Source organism: Candidatus Neomarinimicrobiota bacterium (assembly GCA_041154365.1).
Lineage (GTDB): Bacteria > Fidelibacterota > Fidelibacteria > Fidelibacterales > Fidelibacteraceae > Fidelibacter > Fidelibacter multiformis.
Genome location: AP035449.1, coordinates 405,860 through 418,273, shown reverse-complemented (window position 1 = coordinate 418,273; position 12,414 = coordinate 405,860). Strand labels below are relative to the sequence as shown.

Here is a 12,414-nt window from a genome sequence, read left to right as displayed (position 1 = left end):
AGGCTATATAAGGATTTTATTCCATGAAAAATCAAGAGAAAGAAAAAACACCGGAACCTTTTGGAAAAACCTGTTCCCTGTGTGGTGAAGAAAACAGAGAAAAATTAACAGAGGATCCTTTCAACAAAGGATTTTACATTTGCCAGGAATGCCTTGAACGTACCAGCCGCCACGATACCATGGTCCGCCTGGGACTCGAAATACAGCCTGAACACGAATAAATAGTAACGAAGCCCCATGGAAAGTGTCCAAAAAGATTCATCATGGAGAGACAGATAAAAACAAGGAGGATTCCATGATCTACCTGACAAAACGGGTGACTTTTTCAGCGTCTCATGTACTCCGGAATCCGGATTTTGACGATAAAACCAATCAGGATATATACGGTAAATGCAGCTGGCCTCACGGCCATGGGCATAATTATATCCTCGAAGTCACCGTACAGGGACACATCCCTAAAGAAACGGGCATGATCATCGATTTAAAAAAGCTGAAACTCATCATTCATGAAAGTATTGTAGATAAACTGGACCACAAATTCCTGAACACGGATGTCCCGTTCCTGAAAGGAGTCATCCCCACATCAGAAAATCTGATTGTATTGATCTGGAAAGAACTGGAAAAGGTTTTGGAACCAGGAATGCTGTATGAGCTGAAACTGTGGGAGACAGAAAACAATTGGGTTGTTTATCGTGGAGAATAGCAATCCTATCCTCGAACTATATACCCGCATCACCTTTTCCGCCGCCCACAGCTACCGGGACAAAGACAAATCCCCGGAAGAAAACCGTCGGAAATACGGAAAATACAGCCGTGTCCACGGACATAATTACGAAGTAACCCTGGGATTGCGCGGACCTGTAGATATGCAAAGCGGAATGATAATCAATTTTTTCGAGGTGGAACAAATCCTCAAAGAGAAAATCATATCCATTCTGCATATATCCCATCTGGAAGAAGATATCCCCTGGTTCAGGGAGCATCTTCCCACAACCGAGAACATTTCCTTGTTTGTATATCATCAACTCAAGCGTGCCTTTCCCCCGTCTGTGACGCTGATATCGGTGGAAGTCCGCGAAACCCCTGATTTAGGAGCAAAGATAAGCAATGAGTAATCCCCGCATAAAAAAACTCGAAGCCATCACCCTGGATCTGTTAAAAGAAATCGGCGAAGACCCACAACGGGATGGATTGTTAAAAACACCATACCGTGTAGCGAAGTCCTGGGAATTTCTTTCAAAAGGCTATGAAATGAAGCTTAAGGATATTATCAACGATGCCATCTATGATGAAGAATCCCGGGGTATGGTTGTGGTCCGTGATATAGATTTTTTCTCCCTGTGTGAACATCACATGTTGCCTTTTTTTGGTGTCGCCCATGTAGGATACATTCCCAACGGAAAGGTTTTGGGGCTCAGTAAAATTCCCCGGATTGTCGAAATGTATTCCCGTCGTTTGCAAATTCAGGAACGCATGACCCGCCAGATTGCAGAAGCACTTTGGAACACGGTGCATCCCATTGGTGTGGGGGTGGTTATTGAAGGTCAGCATATGTGCATGCAAATGCGGGGTGTTGAAAAGAAAAATTCCTATACAACAACCTCTACAGTTCTTGGGGAATTTCACGATGATCCGGAAACCCGGGCAGAATTTCTTACGATGATCTCTAAAAAAACCTTCGGTTAGTGATTCTTGTATGAACATTCCACTCCTGCTCACTCTGGTCACCGAGCTGTATCAGCAGGCTTCCAAAGAATCCAGTCAGCCGGCAGATCAAATTGTACACTACTATTTTAAACAAAGGCATTTTTTAGGAAAAAGGGATCGCAGGGCGATATCAGAATTATTCTGGCATGTGATGCGTCACAAGTCGCGTTTGGAGTGGCATTCTGCCGAAGTTGCATCTCCTACCATGAGCACCACCATACCTGTGGAAGAGCTGGTGATTTGGGCTTACCGGGATCTTTACCCCACATCTCCGGCACCGGACTTCCGGAAAGAGGATGCTATTAGTCAGGCGTGGAGACATACAGAAAAAAATAAAATGGAGAAAAACCCTCCGGATCCTGTCACTTACAGCCTCCCGGAATGGATGTGGACTGAGCTGGAGGAAATTTTTGACCATGAGACATTACATGCCACTGCCACATCTCTATTAAAACCGGCGGGGATTCATCTTCGGGTAAATACACTAAAAGCAAAGGTTAAGGATGTCATACAGGCCTGTCCGGAATACACCATCCGTAAGGGTAACCTTTTGCCGGAAGCCCTTCGAATGCAAGGGAACCCGGATATCAGACATCACAGAATATTCAGGCAGGGATGGGTTGAAATTCAGGATGAGGGGAGTCAGCTTATTACCCGTTTAATTCAACCTCAGGCGGGAGATTGCATCCTCGATGCCTGTGCCGGAGCCGGAGGAAAATCTCTCCACCTTGCAGCCCTCACTCAAAATCAGGCCCGGATTATTGCCACCGATAAATATCCTGAACGGCTGATGGAACTCATGCACAGGGCAGCCCGTACAGAGGCCCGTATTCAGGTGATGGACCAGAAAGAAGTTTTCAAAACCCTTCAGGGCAAGGCAGATATAGTTTTTCTGGATGTGCCCTGCAGTGGGAGCGGTACTTTCAGGCGTCGGCCGGACCTGAAATGGAATCTGACCCCGGGGATTATCCAAAACTACGTGGAAATGCAACGAAAAATACTTGAAGAAAACATACCGCTGATGAAACCGGGTGGACGCCTTATATACGCAACCTGCTCCATCCTGCCCGAAGAAAATGAAGGACAAATGGAGTATATTATGAAAACCTGGCCTCATTTAAATCCGGTACCAATTTCAGATATGATTCAGGACCTGGATTTGCCACTGAAACCTTCAAAAACCCCCTGGCTCAGGATTAGTCCACAGGATTTTGATACTGATGGATATTTTGTGGGTATCATGAAATGAGAGAATAGTGGTAAGTTTGATTCCTCCCGCAGTGAACGCAGAGAGGCAGAGTTTATTTTGGGCATTTCCCGCAGAGGGCGCGGAGAGGCAGAGTTTATTTTGGACATTCCCGCGGAGGGCGCGGAGAGGCTTAGTTTATTTTGGGCATTCCCGCAGAGGGCGCGGAGAGACTGGTTTTTTTTGGGGGGTTCCCGCAGAGGGCGCAGAGAGGCAGAGTTTATTTTGGGCATTCCCGCGGAGGGCGCGGAGAGACTGGGGGGGATTGGGGAGATTGATTCGATTGAATGATTGGTTTGATTGCCTGCCCCGTGAAATGAGTGCAGCGTATTTCACAGGGGATTGCCTGCCCTGTGAAATGGGGCGGGGCAGTATTTCGGAACTGGAGACACAACTCATCAACTCACATCATCTCGAATATATTTCACAATATCAGATTACAAACCATATCCACATTGATTGAATTTCAGGCCTCACCAGGATATTTTAATCCTATCTGTTGCCGGATCTGATCCATCACTTTCATAATCGTGAGTGTTTCTGTATGGGGTACAACAGGACTTTCAGTCTTTCCATTTCGGATACAGGTCATAACGTGAGACGCCATATAGCCATATCCCCGGTTCTCAAAAGCAAAATGTTTGACAACCGGCTTCTCTGTTCCCGGATGAATTGTGAGGGAATCCTGATGCCACCAGGGTCCATGGACAGTGACCACTCCTTTTTCACCCATCACCGTAAAATCATAGGGGGTCTGGTTAATAACAGATGTATAGAGGACTGACAATTTTTCATCCGCTGTTTTCATCACGATGCCGGTCCGTTCATCGATACCACTTCTGCCCAGGGTGGCAAGAGCTGCTGTTTCAACGGGATTTCCCATGATCCAAACACTGGTTGACAGAGGATAAATGCCCACATCCAGCAATGCGCCACCACCCAAATGGGGATTAAACACCCGGCTTTGGGGATCAAAATCCATGGCATATCCGAAGGCACCGGAAAAAATACCCAGGTTTCCCAAAATACCCTTTCCAAGTGACTCTTTCAGCCATTGCATCAGAGGTGTAAAGCGGATCCACAAAGCATCCATGAGAAACAATCCCCGGGATCGGGCAACTCTGATCATTGCTTCAGCTTCCCCGGCATGGATAGCAAAGGGTTTTTCACATAATACATGCTTACCGGCCTCCAATGCAAGGATCGTATTGTCTTTGTGAAAAGGATGGGGAGTTGCTACATAAATGATATCTGCAGAAGAATGATTCACCAGGTCCGAATAACTGCCGAAGCGTTCAGGAATATGAAACTGTTTTCCAAAAGCTTCTGCTTTTCTTTGAATGCGGGAACCGACAGCCACAACATGTGCGTCTGGCAATTTCATTAATTCACTCGTAAAAATTTCTGCCATGCGTCCTGTACCGAGAATTCCCCATTTTAGTTCCTTCATCATCTATCCTTTCGGGTATGATTATTCAAATGTAGAAAACAAAAATTAAAGGAATAAATCTTTATTTCGATCCTTGAAAAACTTTTCTGAAAATATCATCAAAAAAATAGAACAATAATCATTATTATTGTATATATTATTAATAATATTAACTTGACTTGTTTCAGATTTTGGATTATTTTACCCCCGGGGTGGGGGGCGAGCACATCACGAGATTTAAATATGTCATATCCCTATATAAAAAAGCCGGTGAAATCACCGGCTTTGGGTATATCACATACATCATCATTTAATCGGAAGACCTCTGAAGGGTAAAATCCACTCCTGAGTAACCAGTTCAAGAAGGCTGATGGATTTGGATGATTGGGGAACATCATTAAATGTGAGAGTCAACAATGTAGGAACCTGGCTGATCATACGGTGTTGCAACACAGTGTGATATGTCGCCTCTTTATTTCCAATAGTTCTGACCGGAGACCCGAATTCACGACCCTGGTCATCATAAAAACGGGTGTTTCGGTGAATCGCCAATTCTCTGTCATCAAGGGAAAGATTGGTAATCCGGATTTTAATCATCACGTTCCCATCGGGAATCCGATTACAGGATAGCACATCAAAGGAAAAATCATAGGCTTTTACTGCTGATACGGACTCCGATGGAGGTGCTGATGGCGTTGCAGGTGGAGGAGTTTCCGGAACCGATGTTTTTGGTGTCATGGTATAGTTAAAAACAGCTGCCCGGTTTTCAATCTGAAGCGTCTCATGGATGGGTTCATATCCTTCCAGGGTAATTTCGAGGGCATGATTACCCGGAGTCAGTTTACCGGTGCTTTGAGCCCATAATTCTCCATCAATCCGTATGTTGGCATTTTGAGGATTCACCCGGATTGAAACATCCACATCATCGCGGGTATCCAATCTTAAAAAGTAAACTATTCCGGGCTTAAAACCCCGATCTGGAGCCTCAATAGTCAGAGGCTCATAATTATGGGACTGGAGCGTCAAAGATTTTTCCCGTGAGGAAAAATAAAAATAGAACTTACCCGGTCCAATTTTTTCTGTCCTGTAGGTTTTTTCTTTCAGGGAGATTTCCACTGCCCGGGTGCTTTCCACCCGTAAAACCGAACAATAATTCATGTCCATATCCAGTTCAGGATCGGTTTGAGCTTTAAAATCAGATTGTAGTTCTCTGAACTCCAGGACCGTAAAAGACCGTCCCCACAACAGGACAGCGCACATCAGGAGTAATACAATACTTTTAACAAATTTCATCGTTCTCTCCTTATTCCAAATAAAAAATTTTCCATCAGAGATGGGTGTATCTTATTACCATTTAGCATCATCATTCAACCATTCATTATTTGTACTTGCTTTATCTTACTCAAAGGATATGAACAAGTGCAAGGTTTTTTTATCCATAGGGGCTTGTTCTGACCTTCAGAAAAGGCTCCGTGACATATATCACACAACTAACCTCAGAAAATCGGAGGATTTATCATGATTTTTTCATGGAAATAATCGAATGAAAAGGATAAGTTGAGATGCATGATATAGAATAAAGAGAAGAGAGAAGAGAGAACATTAACCATGATGAGGTGACTAATGAGTAATGGAATATTTAAAGTTCCGACGGCAGTCAATGAGCCGATTTTATCTTATGCTCCTGGAAGTCCGGAGCGTGTTCGTCTGGAGAAAAAGCTTAAAGAATTAAAAAAAACAACAATAGAAATTCCCCTAATCATCGGGGGTAAAGAAGTCCAAACCGGAAACCTGGAAAGATGTCACATACCTCATGATCATCACCATGATCTGGGCGTGTTTCATCAGGCCGGTGAAAAAGAAATTGATATGGCAGTGAAGGCTGCTGCAGAAGCCTGGAAAAAATGGTCCGAAATGCCCTGGGAAGACCGGGCAGCAATTTTTAAACGCATGGCTGTTCTTTTATCCGGTCCATACAGAGAATTGCTGAATGCCGCCACCATGCTTGGCCAGAGTAAATCCGTCTTTCAAGCAGAAATTGACAGTGCGTGTGAACTCATTGATTTTTTCAATTTCAATGCTGATTACATGTGCCAGATTTATAAAGATCAACCCCCCTACAATACGAAGGAAACCTGGAACCGCTTGGAATACAGGGCCCTTGAAGGATTCATCTTTGCGGTTACACCATTTAATTTCACATCCATCGCCGGTAATCTTCCTACATCTCCCGCTCTTATGGGAAATACGGTCCTTTGGAAACCGGCTTCTTCAGCGGTTTATTCGGCTTATTTCCTGATGAAACTCTTCAAAGAGGCTGGATTGCCCGATGGAGTCATCAATTTTATTCCCGGAAAAGGCTCTGTGGTGGGTCGACTGGTGATGGAAAATGAAAATCTGGCTGGTATCCATTTCACGGGATCTACAGCTGTTTTTCAAAGTATGTGGAAAACGGTGGGAAATAATATCGCCAATTATAAAACATACCCACGCATCGTCGGTGAAACAGGCGGAAAAGATTTTATCTTTGCTCATGCGTCTGCGGATCCTGATGAATTGATTACAGCCATGGTCCGGGGGGCTTTTGAATATCAGGGACAAAAATGTTCCGCCGCATCCAGAGCATATATACCTGAATCCCTTTGGAATACCATAAAAGATAAATACGTGGAAACAGTCAAATCTATTCCCATGGGAGATCCTACAGATCTGAAGAATTTTATGGGAGCAGTGATTGATGAAGCTGCTTTTAAAAACATTACAAAATACATAGACCTGGCCCGAGAATCCCGTGAGGCGGAATTTGTAACCGGTGGCAACTATGATGATTTTAAGGGATGGTTTATCGAACCCACAACGATACTGACGACAAATCCTAAATTTATCACAATGGAAGAGGAAATCTTCGGGCCGGTCATCACCCTTTACATATATAAAGACGATGCCTATGAAGAGACGCTCAAACTCTGTGATGAAACTAGTCCGTATGCTTTGACGGGAGCTGTCTTTGGAAAGGACAGATTTGCTATCCGGCAGGCAGAGAAACTTTTACGTCATGCCGCAGGTAATTTTTACATCAACGATAAGCCAACCGGAGCAGTTGTCGGACAACAGCCTTTCGGAGGGTCAAGGGCATCCGGTACAAATGACAAAGCCGGCTCACCCATGAATCTTATGCGCTGGGTCTCTATGAGGGCTATCAAAGAAAACTTTCTGCCGCCGAAAGACTATCGATATCCGCATATGGATTGATGAGTTCTGACATTCGAATGATGAAAGGGGTGGAGATATAACCACCCCTTTTTAATATTCGAAAAAATTAATCATATCTTAGATGTTTGAGATACTTGTTCGTTTAATAGATTATAAGCAGTATACTATATATAGTTTATGTTATATCCAAAAACCCCCGGGGATAAAATAGTCCGGACTACACAAAAATGCAAGTTTATATTACATTTGATATATTATATTACTTAACATTCACTTTAATAAACCCGTTATCTTTTGTTGACGATATATTGGGAATTCCTTACACAGGACTCCCAACGGATATATCAACTTTTAAATTCTGCCACCAGTCCCTGAATGGAATGTTTGGCATCTCCAAAGAGCATGCGCGTATTTTCCTTGAAGAAAAGAGGATTTTCAATACCGGCAAAACCCGGACGCATGGATCGTTTCAACACAAAGACGGTTCGCGCATAATCAGCATTAATAATCGGCATGCCGTATATGGGACTACTTTGATCTTCCCGGGCGGCTGGATTCACAACGTCATTGGCACCAATGACGATTGCAACATCCACCGTGGGCATGGTAGGATTGATATCATCCATTTCACGCAGTTTATCATAGTCCACATTGGCTTCCGCCAGGAGGACATTCATGTGTCCCGGCATCCGGCCCGCCACTGGATGGATGGCAAAATTCACTTCCGTTCCATTTTTTTCCATCAGTTCCGCCAATTCACGCACGACATGCTGAGCCTGAGCTACCGCCATCCCATAACCGGGAATGATCACAACTGAACGGGCTGCCTCAAGTATCAGATAAGCATCTTCAACGGTAATGGGTTTCACATCGCCCTGTTCGGATGATCCTTCACTGGATACAACCGATCCGAAACCACTGAACAGGATATTTCCGAGACTCCGGTTCATGGCTTTGGACATAATTTGTGTAAGAATAATTCCGCTGGCACCTACGAGAGCTCCGGATACAATCAGAACGTTATTACTGATCACAAAACCGGCGGCAGCGGCGGCAAGACCGGAAAAAGAATTCAAGAGGGATATCACAACCGGCATATCTGCGCCACCAATGGGAATTACCATCAACACACCTAAAATACCTGAGACAAGCACCAGCAAAATAAAAATCCAGTACATGGACAAATCTGTACCCCAGAACATTCCAACAGGCTTAATCACCAGAAAAATACCCGCTGCCAGCAGGATTAAAAGTATCAAAACATTTAGAATATGCTGTCCCTTGAAAATATGTGGTTTCCCATCAATAACCTCGGATAATTTTGCCCATGCTATGAGACTTCCTGTAAAGGTGACACCCCCAATGAGGACAGATAAAATAATGGGAATAGTCGTAGAGGGTATCAGAGAACTTCCTACATGATAGACACTCCACCCTACCAGCAGACTGGCAATCCCGCCGGACCCGTTAAATAGGGCCACCATTTCCGGCATGGCTGTCATTTTAACAACCCGGGCACTGATTGTTCCTATCACGGCACCGGCCAGGAGTCCCACAATAATCCATTCATAACCAATAATATCCTGATGCCACAATGTTGCAACAACGGCCAATAACATACCCAGGGATGAAAGGCCATTCCCCTGACGGGCAGTTTGGGGGGAACTGAGTTTCTTGACACCGATAATAAAAAGAAGGGCCGCCAGGATATACACCAGATTAATCAGTTGATCAATATTCATGATTTATCCTCCCCCTCTTTTTTCTTCTTAAACATGGCCAGCATGCGGTCTGTTACAAGGTATCCGCCTACCACGTTGATGGTAGCAAACGTTACAGCCAGTGTCCCCAAAATGATGGTGACCGTTTCATTGGCTGAACCAGCAGAAATCAGCGCACCCACCAGTGTAATCCCTGAGATAGCATTACTGCCGGACATCAAGGGGGTATGCAGGGTCGCCGGTACTTTGGAAATCAGTTCAAACCCGGCAACAATCGCCAGCATCAAAATGAATATGAGATAAATGAATTCCATTATTTACTCCACATTTTTTTCAGCGTTTCATGGATCACCTCACCATCCCGGGTAAGGCAAATCGATTGGAAAATTTCATCATCTGACAGAGATTTCAAATCCCCGGTTTCAGAATCCATAAGATGTGTCAGAAGGGCTGTGAAATTCCCACTCAGCATCCGGCTGGCATCCACGGGCACGCGCCCCGGGACATTTCGTACACCCACAATCGTGACATCATGTATCATGACATCCTCTCCAGGTTTCGAACCTTCTACATTACCCCCGGACTCAACAGCCAAATCCACAATGACACTCCCCTTTTTCATCTTTTCAATAATTTCCCGGGTGACAATCAAGGGGGCTTTTCGGCCAAACACCTGAGCTGTCGTAATGACAACATCCGACAAAGTACAATGCTTGGCCATCAGTTGTCGCTGCTTTTCCAATTGCTCTTCCGTAAGCTCTTTTGCATATCCGTCTTTTGTCTGACCCGTTTCTCCCAGATCAATTTTAACAAATTTTGCTCCCAGTGAGCGGACTTCATCCTCCACAACCGGGCGCGTATCGAAGGCTTCAACGCGGGCTCCAAGCCGCTTGGCTGTTGCGATGGCCTGCAAACCGGCGACTCCGGCCCCTATCACAAATACTCGGGCCGGCTGGATCGTTCCTGCCGGTGTCATCATCATGGGAAAAATTTTATTCAACCGTTCAGCCGCAAGAATTACGGCTTCATACCCTGCAAGACTTGCCTGGGAACTCAGAGCATCCATTTTCTGGGCATAGGTACTTCGGGGAATAAACTCCAGACTTAAAGCCTTTACACCCTTCTGGGCCAATGCTTCAATTGTTTTTTTTCGATTCACCGGATCCAGATAGCTGATCCATACATTCCCTTTGGGAATTTTTTGAATCAATTCACTATCAGGGGGATTGATCCGTACATAAACAGAAGCCTTTTTTAAAAGGGTATCCCGGTCTGTGACCGTCGCTCCTGCCTTTACATAATCTCCATCCGGCAGAAAAAGGGATTCACCAAAACCTTTTTCAACAAGCACTTCGTGTTTCCCTGAATCAATCAGCTTTTGTACATGTTCAGGCAGAAGAGCGATTCGCGTCTCTCCAGCCGGTTCTTTCATTACTCCAATTACCATCATACGCTCCACCCTGTTTTTATCTGTTTGTACGTGCTTTTTTCTTTCTTTCGTTACATCTGTGATCCCAGAATCGTAACGTTTCCATTGAATCAGGCACGTAATTATAGTAAAAGAAAGCGAGAGAAGCTAATGAGGAAATACATTTTGCTGGGAGGATTTCTCATGCTTTGGGGATGCGGCTCAAGTAAAAATCTGCAGTATGTAGTACCTGAACTGGATTTGGAACGCTACATGGGCACATGGTACGAAATTGCCCGTTTTAACCACCCATTTGAACGGGGACTGATAAGCAACCAGGCAAAATACACACTCCGAAAAGATGGAAAAGTCCAGGTTCTCAACACAGGTATAGAAAGCGATAATCCGGAAAAGGTAAAAAAAGCTGAGGCAGTGGCCTACAGAGCCTCTGAGAAAAAGAACGGTCACTTGAAAGTCCGTTTTTTCCCGTTGATTTCATCTCACTATATTGTAATAGACCTTGATAAAAACTATCAATATGCCGTTGTAACCAGCAACTCAAAAAAATATCTTTGGATATTAAGCCGGTCAAAAACAATGAGCGAAACATTATATCAACGGTTGACAGAGAAACTTCAGGAACGCGGATTTAAAACCCAAAACCTTATTCGGGTAACTCAACTTTAGCCATCGCATATCATTCAGAATTTAATGTTTTATTTATTTCATCTGTTTCATCAATATCCGGTGAAAATTGAATTCCCAGATGCGTAAACGGAGTGCCCAATGTCATGATGCTGATTTTATTTGCACCGGCTTCATACAGGGTCCGGCTCAGTTCACAAGTTGTAGCGCCGGTTGTCAGGATGTCATCTACAATCACACAGTGAGCCGGGGGAATCTGGCCTCTCTTGATACCAAATACACCGGAAATATTTTTCCGTCGCTCTTCCTTGTTCAACCGAGTTTGTGTAGACGTATGGACTTTTCGGTAAGTCAATTCTGAATGGACGGGAACATTCCATATCTGAGAAATCCCAAGGGCAATCTGTTCACTTTGATTATATCCCCGCTGCCGTTTCCGCCGGGGATGCAGAGGTACCGGAATCAATGCATCAGCCTGGCTCACAGGAAGATGTTTGGTAAGTAAACCCGCTTTCATTCCCAGGAAACGGCCAATGTAATCAGACTGTTTATACTTCAGATGATGCACCAAAATCTGGAGTCCTGGCGTGAACCAATATACACACACAACATCTCCCAGCCATGGCATATCATCCCGTGTAAAATCAACCGGCATATCCAGAAAAATCTCCAGTTCCAAAAAACAATCCCTGCAGATAAAAGTTGAAAAAAGCGCAACACGGCGACAAATAAGACATCGGGAGGGAAAAAACATATTTATTAGATGTTTCAATTTTGAAAGATTTTTTTTAGGACATGTCAGCACAAATAGACAGCTTTTACGATATTTTATATTTTTACTCTTTCATTCCTCTCAGAAATAAGTAATCAAATATTAACGTAAAAAACCAAAAAATTCAATTTAATATTATTAATAATATATTATGTTTCCACCATCTTATCTCTAACTGCAAATTACATCACTCATATATAGATTTTCGATAAGGTATCACCCCCCACCCCGGGGGTAAGATACAGCCATTCCCGTGCCGTGTCAAGATTATAT

Annotated in this window: 13 protein-coding genes; 7 read left to right on the top strand and 6 right to left on the bottom strand. The window is 44.1% G+C overall.

The features are described from left to right. Positions 1-23 precede the first annotated feature (23 nt). From strainIA91_RS01805 to strainIA91_RS01785, 5 genes are all read left to right on the top strand, one after another. Positions 24-221: a hypothetical protein gene (locus strainIA91_RS01805; protein WP_400167390.1), complete on the top strand. Its 198-nt coding sequence runs from the start codon at positions 24-26 to the stop codon at positions 219-221. Between the two features lie 74 nt (positions 222-295). Then, positions 296-703, top strand: a complete 408-nt coding sequence (locus tag strainIA91_RS01800; RefSeq protein ID WP_400167389.1) for a 6-carboxytetrahydropterin synthase — start codon at positions 296-298, stop codon at positions 701-703. Beyond that, positions 693-1,115 (top strand): 6-pyruvoyl trahydropterin synthase family protein, encoded by a 423-nt coding sequence (locus strainIA91_RS01795; protein WP_400167388.1) that lies wholly within the window; start codon positions 693-695, stop codon positions 1,113-1,115. The genes strainIA91_RS01800 and strainIA91_RS01795 overlap by 11 nt, the downstream gene beginning before the upstream one ends. After that, positions 1,108-1,686, top strand: a complete 579-nt coding sequence (folE, locus tag strainIA91_RS01790) for a GTP cyclohydrolase I FolE (protein ID WP_400167387.1) — start codon at positions 1,108-1,110, stop codon at positions 1,684-1,686. Before strainIA91_RS01795 ends, folE begins: the two co-directional genes overlap by 8 nt. 10 nt (positions 1,687-1,696) lie before the next feature. Continuing rightward, positions 1,697-2,956: an RsmB/NOP family class I SAM-dependent RNA methyltransferase gene (locus tag strainIA91_RS01785; protein WP_400167386.1), complete on the top strand. Its 1,260-nt coding sequence runs from the start codon at positions 1,697-1,699 to the stop codon at positions 2,954-2,956. Between the two features lie 463 nt (positions 2,957-3,419). Here the strand turns inward: strainIA91_RS01785 and strainIA91_RS01780 are convergent, their stop codons facing one another. Together strainIA91_RS01780 and strainIA91_RS01775 are read right to left on the bottom strand one after the other, a co-directional pair. Further along, a complete protein-coding gene (locus strainIA91_RS01780; RefSeq protein ID WP_400167385.1) occupies positions 3,420-4,406 on the bottom strand; it encodes a Gfo/Idh/MocA family protein in 987 nt (328 codons plus the stop codon). A gap of 282 nt (positions 4,407-4,688) precedes the next feature. Next, positions 4,689-5,675 (bottom strand): PEGA domain-containing protein, encoded by a 987-nt coding sequence (locus strainIA91_RS01775; RefSeq protein ID WP_400167384.1) that lies wholly within the window; start codon positions 5,673-5,675, stop codon positions 4,689-4,691. 330 nt (positions 5,676-6,005) lie between these two features. Here strainIA91_RS01775 and pruA point away from each other — a divergent pair, with 330 nt between their 5' ends. Further along, entirely contained in the window at positions 6,006-7,634 is a 1,629-nt protein-coding gene (pruA, locus tag strainIA91_RS01770; RefSeq protein WP_400167383.1) for an L-glutamate gamma-semialdehyde dehydrogenase, read from the top strand. A 305-nt stretch (positions 7,635-7,939) separates the two neighbouring features. Here pruA and strainIA91_RS01765 read toward each other — a convergent pair whose 3' ends face one another. Genes strainIA91_RS01765 through strainIA91_RS01755 form a run of 3 tightly spaced genes read right to left on the bottom strand, consistent with a single transcriptional unit; the run spans position 7,940 to position 10,766 of the window. Next, positions 7,940-9,337 (bottom strand): NAD(P)(+) transhydrogenase (Re/Si-specific) subunit beta, encoded by a 1,398-nt coding sequence (locus tag strainIA91_RS01765; RefSeq protein ID WP_400167382.1) that lies wholly within the window; start codon positions 9,335-9,337, stop codon positions 7,940-7,942. Beyond that, a complete protein-coding gene (locus strainIA91_RS01760; protein WP_400167381.1) occupies positions 9,334-9,630 on the bottom strand; it encodes an NAD(P) transhydrogenase subunit alpha in 297 nt (98 codons plus the stop codon). The genes strainIA91_RS01765 and strainIA91_RS01760 overlap by 4 nt, the downstream gene beginning before the upstream one ends. Continuing rightward, positions 9,630-10,766, bottom strand: coding sequence for an NAD(P) transhydrogenase subunit alpha (locus strainIA91_RS01755; RefSeq protein ID WP_400167380.1), 1,137 nt, complete (start codon positions 10,764-10,766; stop codon positions 9,630-9,632). The genes strainIA91_RS01760 and strainIA91_RS01755 overlap by 1 nt, the downstream gene beginning before the upstream one ends. Positions 10,767-10,895: 129 nt before the next feature. On the opposite strand from strainIA91_RS01755, the gene strainIA91_RS01750 reads away from it, so the two are divergent. After that, a complete protein-coding gene (locus strainIA91_RS01750; RefSeq protein ID WP_400167379.1) occupies positions 10,896-11,411 on the top strand; it encodes a lipocalin family protein in 516 nt (171 codons plus the stop codon). A gap of 10 nt (positions 11,412-11,421) precedes the next feature. Here the strand turns inward: strainIA91_RS01750 and strainIA91_RS01745 are convergent, their stop codons facing one another. After that, positions 11,422-12,048: a ComF family protein gene (locus strainIA91_RS01745; protein ID WP_400167378.1), complete on the bottom strand. Its 627-nt coding sequence runs from the start codon at positions 12,046-12,048 to the stop codon at positions 11,422-11,424. Positions 12,049-12,414 lie beyond the last annotated feature (366 nt).